Annotated in this window: 17 protein-coding genes; 4 read left to right on the top strand and 13 right to left on the bottom strand. The window is 44.7% G+C overall.

Going from position 1 to position 18889, the window contains the following annotated elements:
- The first annotated feature begins 460 nt into the window (after positions 1 to 460).
- Positions 461 to 1960 carry an RICIN domain-containing protein gene (locus SK066_RS06775; RefSeq protein ID WP_407673753.1) on the top strand — a complete coding sequence of 500 codons (1500 nt, stop codon included), beginning with the start codon at positions 461 to 463 and terminating at the stop codon, positions 1958 to 1960.
- 58 nt (positions 1961 to 2018) lie between these two features.
- Here the strand turns inward: SK066_RS06775 and SK066_RS06770 are convergent, their stop codons facing one another.
- The 8 genes from SK066_RS06770 to SK066_RS06735 all read right to left on the bottom strand — a co-directional run bounded on the left by SK066_RS06770 (position 2019) and on the right by SK066_RS06735 (position 10272).
- Entirely contained in the window at positions 2019 to 2192 is a 174-nt protein-coding gene (locus tag SK066_RS06770; RefSeq protein ID WP_320544820.1) for an aspartyl-phosphate phosphatase Spo0E family protein, read from the bottom strand.
- 484 nt (positions 2193 to 2676) lie between these two features.
- Positions 2677 to 3978 carry a pyrimidine-nucleoside phosphorylase gene (locus tag SK066_RS06765; RefSeq protein WP_320544109.1) on the bottom strand — a complete coding sequence of 434 codons (1302 nt, stop codon included), beginning with the start codon at positions 3976 to 3978 and terminating at the stop codon, positions 2677 to 2679.
- A gap of 264 nt (positions 3979 to 4242) precedes the next feature.
- Positions 4243 to 4950: a purine-nucleoside phosphorylase gene (gene deoD, locus SK066_RS06760; protein WP_188776202.1), complete on the bottom strand. Its 708-nt coding sequence runs from the start codon at positions 4948 to 4950 to the stop codon at positions 4243 to 4245.
- 242 nt (positions 4951 to 5192) lie between these two features.
- Positions 5193 to 6374, bottom strand: coding sequence for a phosphopentomutase (gene deoB / locus SK066_RS06755; protein WP_320544108.1), 1182 nt, complete (start codon positions 6372 to 6374; stop codon positions 5193 to 5195).
- 154 nt (positions 6375 to 6528) lie between these two features.
- Positions 6529 to 7710 carry a NupC/NupG family nucleoside CNT transporter gene (locus tag SK066_RS06750; RefSeq protein WP_188776200.1) on the bottom strand — a complete coding sequence of 394 codons (1182 nt, stop codon included), beginning with the start codon at positions 7708 to 7710 and terminating at the stop codon, positions 6529 to 6531.
- Between the two features lie 248 nt (positions 7711 to 7958).
- Complete coding sequence (locus tag SK066_RS06745) at positions 7959 to 8357, bottom strand: cytidine deaminase (RefSeq protein ID WP_250344605.1); 399 nt, start codon at positions 8355 to 8357, stop codon at positions 7959 to 7961.
- Between the two features lie 122 nt (positions 8358 to 8479).
- Positions 8480 to 9145, bottom strand: coding sequence for a deoxyribose-phosphate aldolase (deoC, locus tag SK066_RS06740; RefSeq protein WP_188776198.1), 666 nt, complete (start codon positions 9143 to 9145; stop codon positions 8480 to 8482).
- A gap of 302 nt (positions 9146 to 9447) precedes the next feature.
- On the bottom strand, positions 9448 to 10272 hold the full coding sequence (locus SK066_RS06735; protein ID WP_320544107.1) for a MerR family transcriptional regulator: 825 nt from the start codon (positions 10270 to 10272) through the stop codon (positions 9448 to 9450).
- A gap of 136 nt (positions 10273 to 10408) precedes the next feature.
- Here SK066_RS06735 and SK066_RS06730 point away from each other — a divergent pair, with 136 nt between their 5' ends.
- From SK066_RS06730 to SK066_RS06720, 3 genes are all read left to right on the top strand, one after another.
- Positions 10409 to 12160 (top strand): ABC transporter ATP-binding protein, encoded by a 1752-nt coding sequence (locus tag SK066_RS06730; RefSeq protein ID WP_320544106.1) that lies wholly within the window; start codon positions 10409 to 10411, stop codon positions 12158 to 12160.
- Positions 12135 to 13955 carry an ABC transporter ATP-binding protein gene (locus tag SK066_RS06725; protein WP_320544105.1) on the top strand — a complete coding sequence of 607 codons (1821 nt, stop codon included), beginning with the start codon at positions 12135 to 12137 and terminating at the stop codon, positions 13953 to 13955. Before SK066_RS06730 ends, SK066_RS06725 begins: the two co-directional genes overlap by 26 nt.
- 231 nt (positions 13956 to 14186) lie before the next feature.
- The gene (locus tag SK066_RS06720; RefSeq protein ID WP_320544104.1) at positions 14187 to 15380 is read left to right on the top strand and encodes a DUF418 domain-containing protein; all 1194 of its coding nucleotides are present in this window, start codon (positions 14187 to 14189) and stop codon (positions 15378 to 15380) included.
- 81 nt (positions 15381 to 15461) lie between these two features.
- On the opposite strand, the gene SK066_RS06715 is transcribed toward SK066_RS06720, so the two are convergent.
- The 5 genes from SK066_RS06715 to SK066_RS06695 form a co-directional block, all read right to left on the bottom strand.
- On the bottom strand, positions 15462 to 15884 hold the full coding sequence (locus SK066_RS06715; RefSeq protein WP_320544103.1) for a hypothetical protein: 423 nt from the start codon (positions 15882 to 15884) through the stop codon (positions 15462 to 15464).
- A gap of 42 nt (positions 15885 to 15926) precedes the next feature.
- Positions 15927 to 16553, bottom strand: a complete 627-nt coding sequence (locus SK066_RS06710; RefSeq protein WP_320544102.1) for a hypothetical protein — start codon at positions 16551 to 16553, stop codon at positions 15927 to 15929.
- Positions 16554 to 16638: 85 nt separating this feature from the next.
- Complete coding sequence (locus SK066_RS06705; RefSeq protein ID WP_320544101.1) at positions 16639 to 17088, bottom strand: hypothetical protein; 450 nt, start codon at positions 17086 to 17088, stop codon at positions 16639 to 16641.
- Between the two features lie 52 nt (positions 17089 to 17140).
- Positions 17141 to 17647, bottom strand: coding sequence for a hypothetical protein (locus tag SK066_RS06700; protein ID WP_320544100.1), 507 nt, complete (start codon positions 17645 to 17647; stop codon positions 17141 to 17143).
- A 590-nt stretch (positions 17648 to 18237) separates the two neighbouring features.
- Complete coding sequence (locus tag SK066_RS06695) at positions 18238 to 18888, bottom strand: YfjL-like protein (RefSeq protein WP_320544099.1); 651 nt, start codon at positions 18886 to 18888, stop codon at positions 18238 to 18240.
- Position 18889: the final 1 nt, after the last annotated feature.

Genomic DNA, 18889 nt, shown 5'->3' with positions numbered 1-18889 from the left:
AAACTATTCGCTCTTATGGATATCGCTCATCGAATCGTTAAGTAACTAAATTCATTATCGGATAGTATCCAGCATTTCTTTATAACATAAAAACCTATATTTCGACAATTTACGCAATATTTGATAGTTTAATTCATATGTAACGTCTAGTATATACGTGGCTCTTTACTGGTCTGCTTGTTGTAACAGTTAATTGCGGGTTTTCGCACGAAAATGATTTTAATCATCATTGTTCGCTATTGTTATACACTCTCATTATTTACTTATATCCCATAAACAGGAATCATTGATACAATAGTTCCATAAGGAGGTGAACAAACTGCTTATATGTCCGTACTGGTAAGCAGAGCTTTAGTACCTGTACTGGAGCAAACGGGATGATGAGCAAAATGATCTACATATCGTCATTTTCGTTCATTTTAATGTAAGCGCTTTATATTATATGAACAGAGGTGTCTACATGATGAATTCATGGTTAAAAAGCAGTTCAGTTAAACGTATGTTGCGCTATTGCAGTCAGGGACTAATCGCCCTGCTACTCTTGCAGACCATTAGTACACTGGGGCTACCCGGACAGGAGGTATCTGCTGCACCCGTGACGATCACGAACGGTACACAGTTCAAAGACACGAATGGTAATGTGATTCATGCGCATGGCGGTGGGATGATTAAGGTAGCAGGTGCTTACTACTGGTTTGGGGAGAATCGCAATCAGGACGGTACGTTCAAAGCCGTATCGGTCTATCGCTCTACTGATCTGAAAAACTGGGAATTCCGCAATGACGTGCTCACAAGCAGCTCGGCAGCCGAACTGAATATATCGAATATTGAGCGTCCGAAGGTTATTTATAATAGTGCAACCCAGAAGTTCGTCCTCTGGATGCATAAGGAAAATGGCAAGGACTATGGCGAAGCACGCGTAGCTGTAGCAACCTCCAGCACGGTGGATGGCAACTACGATTATAAAGGTAGCTTCCGTCCGCTTGACTACGACTCACGTGATATGACTGTCTACAATGATAACGGCACGGCATATCTGATCTCAGCGACGCGGGTGAATGCAGACCTGAACATTTACAAGCTCACTCCAGATTTTCTCGGTGTAGAATCACTCGTCACTACACTCTGGTCTGGTCAGTATCGTGAAGCCCCTGCTATGTTCAAAAAGGACGGTGTGTACTTCCTTGTCACCTCCGGAGCAACGGGCTGGAATCCGAATCAGGCGAAATACGCTACTGCGACGAGCATTACCGGCACATGGAGCGGACTGAGCAATTTTGCCGATAACACGACGTATGGTTCACAATCTGCCTATGTCGTTCCAGTAGAGGGTACTCAGGGAACGTCCTATCTGTATATGGGGGATCGCTGGGCAGGTGCCTGGAGCGGCCCTGTACAGGACTCTAAATATGTATGGCTCCCTCTCTCCTTCCCAAGTGCAACGAGCCTTGCTATGAACTGGTATGACACAGTGACTATCGATGCGGCGGCAGGTACGATCACCGGCAGCACGAATACGAATAGCTGGGACGCTAACTCTTCCTATCAGCTGATTAGTCGCAAAAGCAACAAGCTATTAAGTGTAGTCGACAACTCCTCTGCTAATGGTGCCGATCTGGAGCAACGAACAGACGGCGGAACAACGACTCAGCAATGGCAGATCGTAAGTGCAGGCAATGGCTATGTGAAAATAATTAATCGTGCTTCCGGCAAGCTGATCGGTGTAGAAAATGGTAGTACGACCGATGGCGCAACGATCGAGCAATGGAGTGATGGCGGCTGGAATAGTCAGCAATGGCAGCCGATTAGTGTAGGCGGAGGCTATTATAAGCTGAAAAATCGCGAAACCGGCAAGCTGCTCGATATTTCGGATCAATCGCTTAATGATGGTGCAAAGGCGATTCAATGGACAGATAATGGCGGCACAAACCAGCATTTTCAGATCGTTAAAGTCAATTAATCCTCTAAATGATCCTTTAAAAAATCTGAACCCCGTTGCTTAATATAAGCTGCGGGGTTCATTGCTGAGTCTCAAGACCGGCTGCTAATACACGTTGCCGATCGTATTCATTTAGCGTCTGGTCTAATTGCTGCGACTTGATAATTACACGGTCATCGGAGAATCCATACAGCTCCACGAGCAGATGCAGCTCTTTACGCTCCTGCTCGATACGCCGCAAGCACCAGAACATATCCAAACGCCATCCCTTCCTTAAATATAAAATTGTAAATTATTCCTTCGTCTACATTATATACCCTGTTTGCTTTCCATTTCACTTCCAAATTAAGGAATTATATAAAAATTTTTATGATGATAACAACCTGTTATCAAAATAAAAGAATGTTGCGGTAAACTGTATGGAACATGACCATGCGATATGTTTGGAAGCTCTTCCATATAAAATTATGTATCGGTTATAACACTTTAAACATACAGAGACTTTAGTTCTATTTATGATAAATATGTAATTAAATCCCATTATTTCTCATCAATCCATTAGCCGATACAGGTAGCATTCCGGCTTGCCAAACAAAAAAATTCCGTGAATCGAAGCCACCGAGCAGGCGACCTTTGATCCACGGAATATCCAGTTGAATATGGATTTAATTACGATGATCCTGTCACAAACCTGTGCTGCTTATCCGACAGGCTATTTCTATGGCTATGATCTGATATTACTCGGTTACTGTACCGTATACGAGTGTTGGTGCATCTGCATGATCTGCGATGCGAATGCTATCATACAGCTTCGCCATAACATCATCTACGTTTTCACGATTTGCATGAATCGTTACGAGTGAATCGCCAGCTTTGACTGTATCGCCTACTTTTTTGTTCAGCATCAGACCGACTGCCAGATCGATCTCAGATTCTTTCGTTGCGCGACCTGCGCCGAGCAGCATCGCAGCTGTACCGATCTCATCTGCTACCAGCTCAGCTACCACACCATCTTGCTTCGCAGGCAGCTCAATGCGGTATTGAGCCTGTGGCAGACGCTCTGGATGATCGACAACGGAAGCATCTCCACCCTGACTTGCCAGGAATTGCTTGAACTTTTCAAGTGCTTTACCATTTTGGATCACTTCTTGCAGCTTCGCTTTCGCATCCTCAAGTGAGTCCGCTTTGCCTGCTAGATAGACCATCTGGCTGCCCAGTGCATAGCACAGCTCTTCCAGATCCTTTGGTCCCTGTCCTTTCAGTGTATCAATCGCTTCTTGAATCTCCAGCGAGTTACCGATCGCCAGACCCAGTGGCTGACTCATATCGGAAATAACCGCCATCGTTTTACGACCTACATTGTTACCGATGCTTACCATCGCATGTGCCAGCTCTTTTGCAGCTTCTGGAGTTTTCATGAATGCGCCTGCACCTGTTTTTACGTCCAGTACGATTGCATCTGCGCCAGCAGCGATCTTTTTACTCATGATTGAGCTGGCGATCAGTGGAATCGAGTTCACTGTTGCTGTTACATCACGCAATGCATACAGCTTTTTATCTGCTGGTGTCAGGTTACCACTTTGACCGATAACCGCGATTTTGTTTTCGTTAACGAGCTTGATGAACTCATCCTTCGTAATTTCAACGTGGAAACCTTCTACCGATTCCAGCTTATCCACAGTACCGCCTGTATGACCAAGACCACGACCGGACATTTTCGCGACTGGAATATCCAGTGCTGCTACGAGTGGAGCCAGTACGAGTGTAGTGGTGTCACCAACGCCGCCTGTGGAGTGCTTGTCAACCTTTACACCCTCGATTGCGGACAGGTCGATCGTTTCACCGGAGTTTACCATTGCCATGGTCAGATCCGCACGCTCGCGATCGGTCATGTCCTTGAAGAAAGTTGCCATTGCAAATGCGCTAACCTGATAATCAGGAATCTCGCCATCTGTATACCCTTTAATAATAAAATTGATTTCCTCTGTGCTCAGTTCTTTGCCATCACGCTTTTTCTCAATCAGGTCTACCATTCTCATATGGATCAGCTCCTATATTAAAAGTTAACACAAACCTAACATATAAATCTGGCATCATGCACATTTGCTTCATTTTTTCACGCCAGTCGGCTTCGTCGGTTGCCTGATCTGGACGGCTAAAAAATGTGCAAAGTATAGATATGCTGCCAAACTGTCAGTTGACAGCATATCCCATTATGCTTGATTTCATACTGCTTATGCTGATTGCATTTTGTCATCGTGTTTTATCATCGTTTGATGATATGCAGTCGTTATCCTTATAGCTTACAGCGAGATTGCTGTATCCAGTGCCACTTCCATCATTTCGTTGAAAGTTGTTTGGCGCTCTTCGGAAGTCGTTTCTTCACCTGTCAACAGGTGGTCACTTACCGTCAGGATCGTCAGTGCATTCACACCGAATTTAGCAGCCAGTGTGTACAATGCGCTGGTTTCCATCTCTACGCCAAGTACGCCGTAGTCCATCATCAGACCTGTGATCGTTTTATCATCACGATAGAACGAATCCGAGCTGAAAATATTACCTACGTGCATATTCAGACCCTTTTCCACACCACGATCATAAGCGGCTTTGAGCAGCGGGAAGCTTGCTACCGGCGCAAATGTATATCCGCCGAAAATATGGTTGTTCATGCTGGAATCAGTGCTTGCTGCTTGTGCCAGAATCACGTCACGTACACGCACATGCTGCTGCATGCCGCCACATGTACCGACGCGAATCAGGTTCTTTACGCCATATTCGCTGATCAGCTCGTTCACGTAGATGCTGATCGAAGGCAGACCCATACCTGTCCCCTGTACCGATACGCGTTGTCCTTTATATGTGCCAGTAAAGCCAAGCATACCGCGCACTTCGTTGTAGCAGGTCACATCCTCCAGATACGTATCTGCGATGTACTTCGCGCGCAGTGGGTCACCTGGCAGTAGGATCGTTTCAGCGATATCGCCGGGTTTTGCTCCGATATGAACACTCATAATATATACCTCCAAATGGAAATTGAGGCGTCAGTAGAGGACGCCTGTTTATGTGTAGTATTCTATCCATTCCGGAATAGCTCTATACAGCTACCGGAATGGATAGAATAGGTTGTAAACTTACATCGAGCGCCGTGGAGATGTGATGTCCACCTCATTTTAACGTTCGATTCCTAAGCGATTAGAAGGTTCCGACGCTCAAATTGCTTTAGCACCCATCACTTCATAGATCACTTTACCAATTACTTCAGATCCGCAAAGAAGCTTGTACCGTACTCTGGCATCTTCACGCCAAAGTTCTCCGCTACCGTTGCAGCGATATCCGCGAATGTCGTACGCAGTGGCAATTCTTTGCCACCGTTAGCAAAACGCTTGGAATATACGAGCAGGGGTACATATTCACGTGTATGATCTGTACCGATATAGGTCGGATCATTACCATGGTCAGCTGTAATGATCAGCAGATCATCATCGTTCATCTGCTCGAACACCTCAGGTAGACGTGCATCATACTCTTCCAGCGCTTCGGCATAGCCTTTTGGATCACGACGATGACCGAACAGGGCATCAAAGTCTACCAGATTGAGGAAGCTCAACCCGTGGAATGGCTTAGCTGCAACCTCTACCAGCTTGTCCATACCGTCCATATTGGACTTCGTACGGATCGATTCGGTTACGCCTTCACCATCATAAATGTCGGAAATTTTACCGATTGCGATCACGTCCAGACCTGCATCCTGCAAAGCATTCATCGTTGTTGGTCCGAATGGCTTCAGTGCATAGTCATGGCGGTTGGATGTACGGGAGAAGTTACCTGGCTCACCGACAAATGGACGTGCAATAATGCGGCCCAGCATGTACGGATCATCCAGTGTAATCTCGCGACAGAACTCACAAATTTCATACAGCTCTTTGAGTGGTACAACTTCTTCATGTGCAGCAATCTGCAATACAGAGTCTGCGGAGGTGTAGATGATGAGAGCGCCTGTCTTCACATGCTCCTCACCAAGCTCATCGATAATTTCCGTACCGCTGGCAGGCTTGTTACCGATCACCTTACGTCCCGTTTTTTGCTCAATGCGCTGAATCAGCTCATCCGGGAAGCCATCTGGAAAGACGCGGAATGGTGTATCGATGTACAGACCCATGATCTCCCAGTGACCTGTCATCGTATCCTTACCACGGGAAGCCTCTTGCATTTTGGTGTAATACGCCAGTGGTTGCTCTGCTACTGGAACGCCCTCGATCTCACGGATGTTGGACAGTCCGAGCTTCGCCATATTCGGCATATTCAAGCCGCCATTTTCGCGGGCGATATGTCCGAATGTATCTACATTTACATCTCCAAATTCTGCCGCATCCGGTGCTTCACCGATACCAACCGAATCCATAACTACCAGGTGTATACGTTTAAATGGTGTCATTGATTTATAGCTCCTTCCGTTATAGCAACTTCATGTGTAGTCGCTCTGCAAAATGATGCAAAAATCTATTTTACAACAAATCCGCAGCGTTGGAAATAAAGCGGCTTACGTATACGGATTACGTACACGTAAGCATCGTGCTTGTAGCTCCCTTTTACAGGAACAGACCTGCTATCGTTGCAGACAATACGCTGACCAGTGTTGCACCATACAGCAAACGCAGACCGAACTTCGCTACTTCATTACCCTTCTTCTCGTTCAGACCCTTCACCGCACCGGAGATAATACCGATTGAGGAGAAGTTAGCGAACGATACAAGGAATACGGATACGATACCGATTGCACGCGCACTCATCTCTGGATGTTTACCCAGCTCCAGCATCGCAACGAATTCATTCGATACGAGCTTGGTTGCCATCAGGCTACCTGCTGTAAACGCATCTGCCCAAGGTACACCCATGATGAATGCAAATGGTGCAAATACATAACCCAGTACATCCTGGAACGTGATGCCGAAGATCAGATCGAACAGGCCATTGATCATCGCGATCAAAGCAACAAAACCGATCAGCATCGCTGCAACGGTAATGGCAACTTTGAAGCCGTCCATGATGTATTCGCCTAGCATTTCGAAAAAGGTTTGTTTTTCTTCTTCCTGTACTTCCAGTATATCCTCTTCCGCTGTTACACGATACGGATTAATAATCGAAGCAATAATAAAACCACCGAACAGATTCAGTACAAGTGCAGTTACCACATAACGTGGCTCCAGCATTTGCATGTATGAGCCAACGATCGACATGGACACGGTCGACATGGCCGATGCACACAATGTGTACAAACGATGCTTAGGTAGCAGACCGATCTGCTTTTTCACCGAAATAAACACCTCGGACTGACCCAGAATCGCCGATGCTACCGCATTGTACGATTCCAGCTTACCCATGCCATTAACTTTACTCAGTATCCAACCAATAATGCGGATAATGAATGGCAACACTTTAATGTATTGCAAAATACCGATCAGTGCGGAGATGAAGACGATTGGCATCAATACGTTGAAGAAGAATGGAATCGAGCCCTCTCCATTGACCAGACCACCAAATACAAAATCCGTTCCGACTTTAGCATAGCTAAGTAAATGCTCAAATATTGCGGAGAAGCCTCCAACTAGCTTTGCACCAATAGGTGTATACAACAATAAGAACGTCAAAATAACCTGTAACACAACCATGATAAGCAGTGGACGATAACGAATATTTTTGCGATCATTGCTGGCGATGTAAGCCAGACCGAATACGATCAGAATACCGATAATAGCGATAATATACTTCATGCGCGTTTAGCTCCTGTTCTGTGATGCCGTCTCGTATGCTTAACCTTCTGGTTTCACATATCGAGACGGCAGTAAAGATAGTCATGAAAATGCTGATTTACAATCATAAAGCGCTTACAATATTTACTTAAGCATAGCGATTTTACCAAAATCATTTTTAAAAACGGAGCCTTGTCTTCATAACACCAACCTGTTATCGGTATCGGTCATCATGATCGCGTCTCCGTCTATCTTTGCTGTAAAGGAGCTCAGTCCTTTTCCATATCCTTCGCCTGGAAGTAGCCTGGCAAAATCTCGGACATGCTCCATTCGCTAACGTCACCTTTCAGATTCGTCAGATAAATGCGTGTATTCTCATCGCTAAATTCGGCGATAACCTGACGACATGCTCCACATGGAGATACAGGGCCTTCTGTGTCGGCTACGATCGCAATCGCTTCAATACGGCGCACACCTTCCGAAGCCGCCTTGAAAATTGCAGTACGCTCTGCACAGTTCGTCAATCCGTAGGATGCATTCTCAATATTGGCTCCACCGTAAATGTTACCGTTATCAGCCAGTAGAGCAGCCCCTACTTGAAAATGGGAATAGGGCACATAGGCATGGTTTCTTGCGTCAATCGCTGCCTGAATCAATTGTTCTTTCATCGTATATTTGGCCTCCCCATTTGTTCATCTTGCTATATCGTTATGACGAAGGTCTGCCCGCTCATGCAGGAATGCAAGGCGATAATCGTCCTTCACTCCTGCACTCGGTCAGATCCAGGCGCTTAGTAAGAGGACGAGGATTGTCCGCCTTCCATAATCTTCACGCCAGAGCTTGCACCGATACGCGTTGCGCCAGCAGCGACCATTGCGTTCAGATCCTCTTCGCTACGTACACCGCCAGATGCTTTTACGCCAACGTCTGGGCCTACTGTTTTACGCATCAGGGCTACATCTTCCGCTGTTGCGCCACCAGTTGAGAAGCCAGTCGATGTTTTCACAAAGTCAGCACCTGCTTGTACGGACAACTGGGATGCACGAACCTTCTCTTCATCTGTCAGCAGACATGTTTCGATGATTACTTTCACCAGTGCTTTACCTTTTGCTGCATCGACGACCGCTTGGATATCGCGCAGCACGAGTGCATCGTCGCCATCCTTCAATGCGCCGATATTGATGACCATATCGACCTCGGTTGCCCCGTTAGCGATTGCATTGGAAGCTTCAAATGCTTTGACTTCCGGTGTATTCGCTCCCAGTGGGAAACCGATAACTGTACATACATCCACGCCTGTACCTTTCAGCTCTTGTGCGCAAAACGGTACCCATGTTGGATTCACACATACGGATGCAAACTCGTACTTCTTCGCTTCTTCTACCAGCTTCGCAACCTCAGCCTTCGTCGCGTCTGCCTTCAGCAGCGTATGATCGATCAGCTTTGCTACATTCATCTATTATCGCTCCTTTTATATACATTCATGCCACACTTTTGTTTTAACCATAAACCTATCATAGCACTCGATTGAACAAATGTAAAATCGTTTTTGAACTTTTGTTCAAGATAGTTCGTACGGACAAAACGGGGCAAACGAATGTATGTTATCACATATCGTGTATAATGTAACGTCCTTATTCTGCACAGGCTGGATGATGATGGAATTTCAGTTCTGTCGGATCCTTCTTCGGCTCGTTTTCATAAGGTACATTGCCGCTGATTTTACTGTATGTGATTCGTTCATCGTATGTTAGTTGCTCATATGAATGCTGGCTTTTCGATCCCAATCATAATTCTAGCCAGATACTCATCTGGATTGTGTAGTGAAATCTCGTCCTGTACATATTCTTCATAGGCATGACCATTAATGATATAGCCCTGCTGCTCGATATAATCGAAAATACGCGGATAAATCTTATCTGTATCTCCGTAATCAGCTCTCGCATACGAAACTAGATAATAGCCTGCTGGCATATGATGCTGCGGCTCCACATGCGTCTGCATCCGGCTGAACATATACGACATCCGATCTCCATTACGGTTCAACAGATCCTCCTGCTCCACAATGACTCCCGCTGGATAGCCACTTGGCGCCTGCTCTCTCTGCAAACGCATTTGAAAATCATCCCATAGCTGCTCCGCAAAATCCTGCTTGGATACACGCATTCGCTCACTTCTTAACAAAGGAATCTCCGGTTGCCAGATCACGTGCATTGTACTCGTATCCACTTGAAAAGAGTGCTCGATATTCTCTGCCTGTATGCTAATCATCTGTAGGGTGCGCTGTAGCTTCATCATCTGCTGCTGAATCAATTGCTCCTGCTTGCGTAACAGCTCCAGCGTGCTCTGAGGGTTGCGGTCGTGCAGATGTTCGCGAATATGCTCAAGCGACATCCCCTGTCCCTTGAGAATACTAATAACTAGAATCGTATCCAATTGATCCAAATGATAGTACCGGTAGCCATTATCGTCGACGCGTGCTGGCTTGAACAGACCGATACGATCATAGTAAATCAGCGTTTGTCGTGTAATTTCTGCCATCTTCGAAAAGGCACTGATCGGTACTAATTCCGCTCGATTCACCCCGTTCATCTCCATTCAAAAATAATGTTGACTGTATAGTTACTATACACTTTATGATAACACCGATTCATGAAGCTGGCTTATGTAAGCAACATGAAAATTCGAGCTAGTCAGTACGACAAGAGGTGAACATCCTATGATAAGAAGATTATTAAACAGCGTGAGGAGCTACCGTAAGCAGGCATGGCTGACGATTCTGTTCCTGCTCGGCGAGGTCGCGATGGAGGTAGCGATTCCCCTATTTATCGCCCGATTGATCGATCAGGGCATCACAGGTGGGCAAATGGATCAGATTACGAAGTATGGTCTGATTCTGGTTATCTATGCACTTGTCGCACTTGTATTTGGTGCACTTGGCGGTAAATACTCCGCGATTGCCATGTCGGGATTTGGCAAGAATCTGCGCTATGATCTATTTCGCCATGTGCAGCGACTATCCTATTCTAATATCGATAAATTTTCCACCTCAGGAATCGTCACCCGGTTGACGACAGATATTACACATGTGCAAAATGCGTTTGCGATGATTTTGCATATCGCTTTTCGTAGTCCGATTATGATGATCTTCGCTACGGTGATGGTATTTCAGATTAGTCCAACGATCGCCTCTTACTTCCTGATTGTTGTGCCTGTTCTTGCGATCGGTGTGCTGTTGATTATGAAGTATTCGTTTCCGATCTTTGAACGTGCCTTTGGTGGCTATGATGAGCTGAACCAGGTCGTACAGGAAAATGTACGCGGCATCCGTGTGGTGAAATCGTATGTGCGTGAGGAGCATGAGATTAGCAAATTTCAGGCGGTATCGCAGAAAATCTTCACCGAAATGGTTAGCGCGGAGCGTCTGCTCTCCTATGAGCTACCACTCATGCAAATGATGATCTATGCAGTCATGCTATTGATCTCGTGGATTGGAGCGAAGCTGGTCGTAGGGGGAACGATGACAACAGGTGAGCTAACGAGTATTTTTGCTTATTCGATGCAAATTTTAATGAGTCTGATGACACTCGGTATCGTGGTCATTATGATCGCTATCGCTCGTGCGTCAGCAGGTCGAATCGACCAGTTGCTGCGAGAACAGCCCACTATTACAAGCCCAGACATTCCAGTAAAGGAACTGCATAGCGGAGATATCGAATTCCGTAATGTATCTTTCCGTTATTCCGAATTGACGGATAAATATGCGTTATCTGGAATCAACATTCATATTCGTGAAGGACAGACGATCGGCATTATTGGTGGAGCCGGAAGTGCCAAGTCCTCCCTGGTGCAGCTCATTCCCAGATTGTATGACGCTAGCGAGGGTGAGGTGCTGGTCGGCGGCATTAATGTGAAGCGCTATGAGCTTCATACCCTACGAAGCCAGGTGGCGATGGTGCTGCAAAAGAACGTGTTATTCGAAGGCACGATTAAAGATAATTTGCGCTGGGGCAATGAAGCAGCGACCGATGAGCAGATCATCCAAGCGTGTAAAGCAGCTCAAGCGCATGACTTTATTATGTCTTTTCCAGACGGATACGATACACCGCTTCATCAGGGAGGCACGAATGTGTCTGGCGGTCAAAAGCAACGGCTCTGTATCGCACGCGCCCTGCTGAAGCAGCCGAAAATTCTGATTCTGGATGACTCCACCAGTGCTGTCGATACACGAACCGACATGCAGATTCGCCAGGCGCTTCGAAGTGAGATTCCGCTAACAACCAAAATTATTATTGCCCAGCGGATTGCTTCAGTAGAAGATGCGGATCAGATTATTGTGCTGGATGACGGCAAGCTTGTCGATATCGGCACCCATGCACAGCTTATGCAACGATGCGTGATTTATCAGGAAGCCTATATTACACAAATGAAAGGACGTGAAGAAGATGCCGAACGACATCAGCTACGGTAAAACTACACTTCGCCTACTTGCTTATTTTAAACCGTTCAAATTCAAGGTGTTGCTCGTGCTGCTACTCGTCCTGATCAGCTCAGCCGTATCTGTCGTCTCCGCTGCCTTTTTACGCTTGCTCATTGATGACTTTATCGTGCCGCTGATCGGCAACCAAAATCCGGTATTTCATGCCTTGCTGCAAGCACTCGTTATTCTCGCTGTCATCTATGTGGCGGGTATCCTCAGTACGTTTGTCTCGAAGCGACTGATGATCACGATCTCGCAGCGCATTATGAAGCATATTCGAGACGAGCTATTCCGCCGTATGCAGAAGCTTCCGCTTCGTTATTTTGACCGTAAAGCACATGGCGATGTGATGAGTCATTATACGAATGATGTGGACACGCTAAATATGATGCTGACGGATAGCCTGCCGCAAATCCTGTCCACTGTTGTTACATTAATCGTTGTGCTGGGAACGATGCTGTATATCGATATTCCACTAACGATCATTGTGTTGCTAGGCGCAGGTGCAATGCTATGGACGACCAAAAAAATAGGCACGCAGGCGACAGACCACTTTTTCCAGCAGCAGGAATCGATTGGTGCAGTAGATGGCTATATTGAAGAAATGATGCACGGACAAAAGGTCGTTCAGGTCTTCGGTCGCGAGGAGCATGTCACCCAGCAATTCGCACGCTTGAATGATGATCTGTTCCAACGCTCCGCGACAGCGAATAAATATGCCAACTTATTAATGCCATTAAATGAAAACTTAGCCACGCTTACGTATGTCGCTGTTGCCATTATCGGTGGCGCAATGGCGATATCGGGCTGGGATCAATCATTGACGCTTGGTAGCATTGCTGCCTTTCTGAGTCTATCTCGCAGTTTCACGATGCCTATCGCTGAAATCTCCTCACAGGTGAGCATGTTCGTCGTGGCACTCGCAGGAGCTAAGCGTATCTTCACCCTGATGGATGAGCAACCGGAAGAGGATCACGGATTAGTCACATTACAAAAGAACGATGCAGATCATCCGTGGTCATGGAAGCTGGAGGATGGCTCCATCGTTCCACTACAGGGCAAGGTCGAGTTCAAGCAGGTGTCGTTCTCCTACAATGGCAAAAAGCAAGTACTGATCGATATGACACTTACCGCTCAGCCGGGACAGAAGCTCGCTTTTGTCGGTGCAACTGGCGCGGGGAAAACGACCGTAACGAATCTGCTTAATCGCTTCTATGAAATTAGCGACGGCGAAATTCTATACGATGGTATCTCGATTCAACGTATACGCAAAGCCGATCTGCGTCGTTCACTCGGCATTGTATTGCAGGATACGCATCTGTTCACAGGCACCGTAGCTGACAATATTCGTTATGGTCATCTGGAAGCGAGCGATGAGCAAGTGATGCAGGCGGCGCGCATGTCTCATGCAGCAAACTTTATTGAGCGTTTACCAGATGGATATCATACACGCTTGGATGGTAGCGGAAACGGACTATCTCAGGGGCAAAGTCAGCTGCTGGCTATCGCTCGCGCCGCCATCTCCAATCCGCCAGTCATGATTCTGGATGAAGCAACCTCTTCAATTGATACGCGAACCGAGGCACTGGTGCAATCCGGTATGGATAATCTGATGCAAGGACGAACCGTATTCGTGATTGCCCATCGCTTGTCTACGGTGCGCAATTCAGATGCCATCCTGGTGATGGAGCAAGGAAGAATTACGGAACGGGGGGATCATGATGAGCTGATCCAGTTGAAGGGCAATTATTATCAGCTATATACGGGGGTGTTTGAATGGCAGTAAAGTGCGCTTCCTCATAAGCAAACCTGGTCGCACTCTACTAACAACATACTATCAAACGTAATAATAACCTATGACTTCGCATTAATACGCATTAATACGCAACATTACACTGTTCCTATTGAATGTCGCGTCATATCAGGTCACTAGCCAGCATGCTTTATTTTCAATAGATGGGCGTACACATCCATCAACAGTAACTGTATAACCAAATCAATAAAGGAGCTAAGAACAATGACCCTACCAGCCCAAACGCAGCTTTCTCCTGTAGCTGTCCGTGATCGCCTTCATTTTTTGGATATTGTACGTGGTTTTGCTATGCTCGGTATTATCATGGTCAACTATTTTCTGATCGCCAGTTCAGGTGCATTTGCGTCATCGTCCGGTGAAACGATAACGCAATCGCTTGTACACTGGTTTGCAGAAGGCAAGTTCTACACCCTGTTCTCCTTTCTATTCGGCATCGGCTTTATCATCTTTATGAACCGGGCAGAAGCCAGATTTGAATCGCCACGTATCGTATTTGTACGCAGACTGGTCGCACTGTTTGGCTTCGGCTTGCTGCATATTGCATTTATCTGGTCAGGCGATATTTTAACTTATTATGCTGTCGCCGGCTTGCTACTACTTCTGTTCTACAAATGTCGTCCTGCCACCCTGCTCATCTGGGCAGCGGTGCTGCTGCTAGCATCCAGCCTGTTTTCATTAAGCTGGATGCTACAGCCTAACTTTCTGGAAGGTACAGACTTTGCCGCAGAAGCGACTAACACATCGTACCTCGTCTCGATTGGTGAACGCTTTTCCGAGGTGACTGGTATGCTAAGCACATCCTATACGATGCTTATTCCTATGCTGATGATGTTCCTTGTTGGTATGTATTTTGTCAAAAAAGGACTCTTCCACCAGATGGAAAGCAAAAAGAAACAGTGGACACGCATCTGGATTGTATTCACCATTTTATTTGTCGCTATACAGGCGTTTACGATATGGAGTACATGGCAAGGCTCCAGTAATGAAATGAGCGGCTTCGGTGCTGCTGATCTGGTCAGTCAGGTTAGTGGGATCGTAGGTAGTCTATTTTACATGAGCTCGCTGGCGATGCTGTTCCTGTATGTGGGCAAGCTACGTCCGTTGTTAATGCTGATCGGTAATGTCGGACGAATGTCGCTCACGTGTTATCTGCTGCACTCTATGATTGGAACATTTCTGTTTTTCGATTATGGATTAGGGTTGGGGAAAATGCTGCCACCTGCTGGCGTTGCTTCTGTAGGATTCGGTGTATTTATATTGCTGATCGTACTTAGCACAGTTTGGATGAAGTATTTTAAATATGGGCCGGTAGAATGGCTATGGCGCAAATTGACCTATGGGAAGATGGATGGCTTGCGAGGTGGGAATGCAAGTGCTAATCGGTCGATGGTTCGTTGATGAGGTAGGATTTGGGGAAAGGGTATAAGGTGAGCTTTGGGGAAAGAGGGCAATGGAGATTGCCCTCTTTTTCTTTTGAGATTACTTGTATTTTTCTAGATCAAAATAAGGATTGGAAATATGCTCGCCAACTTCGACAATCGTCTCGTTGATCTCCTGTAATATGGCTTCATCAATATGTTTATTTTCCTGAATAGACTGCTTGATTCTTTGGAAACATTTGCGTAAACCAAGGTTTACTACAATATAAAGTATGCTATCTACATCTTCATAACAATCGGTATTCCACAGCTCACATAGCAGTTGATCCAATGGATTCCTCGTGTGCATTTCTAGCAATTCATATGTCCTCGCTTGCCGATCTGCCAGCTCAATTAAGATGTCTAAAAACTCCTTTTGTTGGAGTTGCTTGCATTCGAATTCCAATATTGCCTGTTGAAATAAAGTTGCCAATTGTTGTATATCCATAACATCTGGTTGTTTTTCTATATCACTAAGATTCATGTCTCTCCCTCCTATACCTGCAATTGTGGATTACTGCTATCTTCAATCTACAGCTTGAGCGCTCTGCGTATACATATCGATCATGAATGATTCTTCTGGAATACCTAGATCTTCTGTCGTTCGGAGAATGTATTTGCCACTAGAGGCTGTTGATTTCAACTTGATCCAGTGATTTATTTTTCCGACACCCAGTGCCTTAATGTCATTCGTATTCATATCGATTCGAATCGAAGACTGTGTATTAGATTCTATCCTTCTCAAATGCAGCTGTGCATAGCTATTACGTTGAAATAGATTCACTAATTCGATCTGATACTCATACTTCTGATCATCCGTCATTTGAAGTGAATCCGTTTGTGTATATGTATTCGTCCAACCTTCTGTATACAGGCTACCTACCAGAACAACGGCAAATAAAGTATTGATTATGGCTAAAGTATATAATAGTCTGCGTTGTTCTTTATCTCGTGGAGTCCACTTTTTAGCTAGTAAATAGATGAAGATCAGGATGAAGATCAGCATCGGAATAGCCAGACCAGCAAAGTAAGCAGTCGCTATCAGATCCAGTCCTCTTTGAAAATAATGAGTAGCGCCTAATAGAAACCATATCGAAGATACCAGACCTTCGATATGGATGAGTAGGATGATCGCGCGTAGATATAGTTTCATATATTTCCTCGCTTTGCTTATTACATATTAGTTATATAATTTAAATTGTATTGTTGCTTCTATATTGATTTTTCTACCCTTGAAGCTACTTTTCCACCTCAAAATATACCAGTTCATGATCAAGATCAAAATAAAACTTTCCTACATAATTAGCAGGCTTAATATAGCTATCAAACTCCTCACTGGATGACCATAGATGTGTAGCCTTATCATGGTCTAATTGTAGCTTGGGATGGAAGTTCACATTATTCCAATTATATGTATTTGCGAATTTCCGAGCTACATTTTGGTTCAATTTAACATAACCCTGCATAGTGTAAGTAGACGGTCCAAAGCTTTGATCACCAACGGTATTAGAGCTCCAATAGACCTGATCTACTTTTTCCAGTCTAGGAAAACGATCTACAATTGGTTGGATTTCCATACTGTATGAAGTTGTGGAATCCACGTTTATAAAACGAATCAATAGACTTAAAATAACAGCAATCATGCCGAGCGCTAATAAAAAAATAAACGTAATTCTCCTTCTGGTCATATCTCACCTCTAATCTGTATCACTTATTTGTTCAAGCAATATTAACTGATCCTCAATCATCTTTTCGTTCTTCCAATAACCTTGCATCCTCAAGTTTAATCCAGCCATTATCTTCATCGTACCCAGCAATAGTACCGATCAACTGGACGCTCGGATAAATATTTTCAGTTTGAGCATGTTGAGCAAACTTCCAATAATCTACCAAACCTGGATACTGAATCCCGTTCAAATGGATAATGATTCCTTGCGGAAAGATCACCTCAATCTTACCCATCACTGTATTGCCTACTTCGTTTGCTGCTTTGGCTTCTTCCCATTCACTCATATAGTCAGCATTACAACTCAACCATTCTGCTTCAAAATCAGCTTGTGAAATGCCTAGTAGATCATCATCGTGCAGGTCGATTGGATGCTCCAGCATCTCATATAGAGACTGTCTTTGGTTTGAGAGCTTTACAATTTGATCTTGCGCTTTGGATATTTGTCTATATACATTGCCTTCTTGATCTGACTCATAGTACCATTCGCCGTTATATCCTTTATACCTGGAATACATCATGTATCAGTTCATCCTTTCACCCGTGTATGCAGACAGATTCGATTTATATAGCTGCCATAAAAATCACTACACCGATCGGAACTGCAAGCCCGATACAATAATTGATTATATTATTCTGAATCCAGTAGTTACAACGAAAAGCAAAGCTTCCTACGATACAAGTTACTACTATAAATAGCACGATATCGATAGTAGTAAATCGAAACGTCCATATAACAATACCCGCTAAGATCACTCCCACGAAAAAATAAAATACATCTCTCGATACGTTGAGACGACTCTTCTCCAATATAAACGATGTTAAGCCACCTAATATAATAAATGGAACCGAGTAAACAATCACAAAAAACACGCCTCCCGCTAATAGCTGCCCATGATATTCGTGATGCACCAAAAGCTTGAATAAGATAAAGCACAATACGGTCGCTAGCAAAGCCAGATTACATCCAACCCACTTCTTGAGCATAGGCACTCCTCTATTCCTGTTGTTAAAAGATGTCTCTATTGCAGCAGGCTACTTCAATGGTATAGACAGCATCTCGTATCTATTGCAGTACAGATAATAAATCGTAATTTAGCTTAGGAAATTACTACTGGATAAATGGATGAAGATCATTCAAAGTTCGAATGCTTTTTAGTTGTTGCGCGGGAATTTCAATATGTATACTATCATCCTCTGTTTGAAAAAAGAGTGTAGCATTATATTGCTTGTCTTGAGCCCATTGTACAATCTCAAAGATCTGCTGATCCATCTTATCTGGTGAAAACGTAGCTTTTAGGAATATGGTAGTCTGAGTTGAGGATTGATTAGCAATATCTGCGTAGTATAGCGTATTGGAACGTTTCTGAATGACATCGCTACCTTCTATTAAGATATTTACGACTACATCCGCTTGTGATCCAAGGATTGCCTGTACTTTTTCCTCAACAGACTTTGCTATCTCATTCTTCCATTTAGATACCCAATAGTTATCCTTCAGAGCATCGAGATTGTTTCCAAACACTGAAAAGTCAACCTTTCCATCCATGTTTACTCTTGCTCTAAAGTCACCTTCTTTGAAGGAATAGTCAATCGCTTGAACCTTCCAGCTATGATCGCTATATACTTCGGTTAAATATTGCTCTGTCGCATGCTTAAATTCATATCGCTGAATTGGATTACCACTATTAAAATAATAGACACCCGCCCAGATCAATATGACGGCTGCAAGCAGTATGCGTTGACTAATAATTAAGATCACT

This window comes from Paenibacillus hunanensis (genome assembly GCF_034055775.1).
In the GTDB taxonomy this organism is placed as follows: Bacteria; Bacillota; Bacilli; order Paenibacillales; family Paenibacillaceae; genus Saccharibacillus; species Saccharibacillus hunanensis.
Note: the sequence above shows the minus strand (reverse complement) of the source record. Positions and strands in the feature narration are given on the sequence as shown.

Coding starts and splice junctions, on each gene's coding strand:
- SK066_RS06775 (WP_407673753.1), top strand. CDS start 461: ATGATGAATTCATGGTTAAAAAGCAGTTCAGTTAAACGTATGTTGCGC.
- SK066_RS06770 (WP_320544820.1), bottom strand. CDS start 2,192: ATGTTCTGGTGCTTGCGGCGTATCGAGCAGGAGCGTAAAGAGCTGCAT.
- SK066_RS06765 (WP_320544109.1), bottom strand. CDS start 3,978: ATGAGAATGGTAGACCTGATTGAGAAAAAGCGTGATGGCAAAGAACTG.
- deoD (WP_188776202.1), bottom strand. CDS start 4,950: ATGAGTGTTCATATCGGAGCAAAACCCGGCGATATCGCTGAAACGATC.
- deoB (WP_320544108.1), bottom strand. CDS start 6,374: ATGACACCATTTAAACGTATACACCTGGTAGTTATGGATTCGGTTGGT.
- SK066_RS06750 (WP_188776200.1), bottom strand. CDS start 7,710: ATGAAGTATATTATCGCTATTATCGGTATTCTGATCGTATTCGGTCTG.
- SK066_RS06745 (WP_250344605.1), bottom strand. CDS start 8,357: ATGAAAGAACAATTGATTCAGGCAGCGATTGACGCAAGAAACCATGCC.
- deoC (WP_188776198.1), bottom strand. CDS start 9,145: ATGAATGTAGCAAAGCTGATCGATCATACGCTGCTGAAGGCAGACGCG.
- SK066_RS06730 (WP_320544106.1), top strand. CDS start 10,409: ATGATAAGAAGATTATTAAACAGCGTGAGGAGCTACCGTAAGCAGGCA.
- SK066_RS06725 (WP_320544105.1), top strand. CDS start 12,135: ATGCCGAACGACATCAGCTACGGTAAAACTACACTTCGCCTACTTGCT.
- SK066_RS06720 (WP_320544104.1), top strand. CDS start 14,187: ATGACCCTACCAGCCCAAACGCAGCTTTCTCCTGTAGCTGTCCGTGAT.
- SK066_RS06715 (WP_320544103.1), bottom strand. CDS start 15,884: ATGAATCTTAGTGATATAGAAAAACAACCAGATGTTATGGATATACAA.
- SK066_RS06710 (WP_320544102.1), bottom strand. CDS start 16,553: ATGAAACTATATCTACGCGCGATCATCCTACTCATCCATATCGAAGGT.
- SK066_RS06705 (WP_320544101.1), bottom strand. CDS start 17,088: ATGACCAGAAGGAGAATTACGTTTATTTTTTTATTAGCGCTCGGCATG.
- SK066_RS06700 (WP_320544100.1), bottom strand. CDS start 17,647: ATGATGTATTCCAGGTATAAAGGATATAACGGCGAATGGTACTATGAG.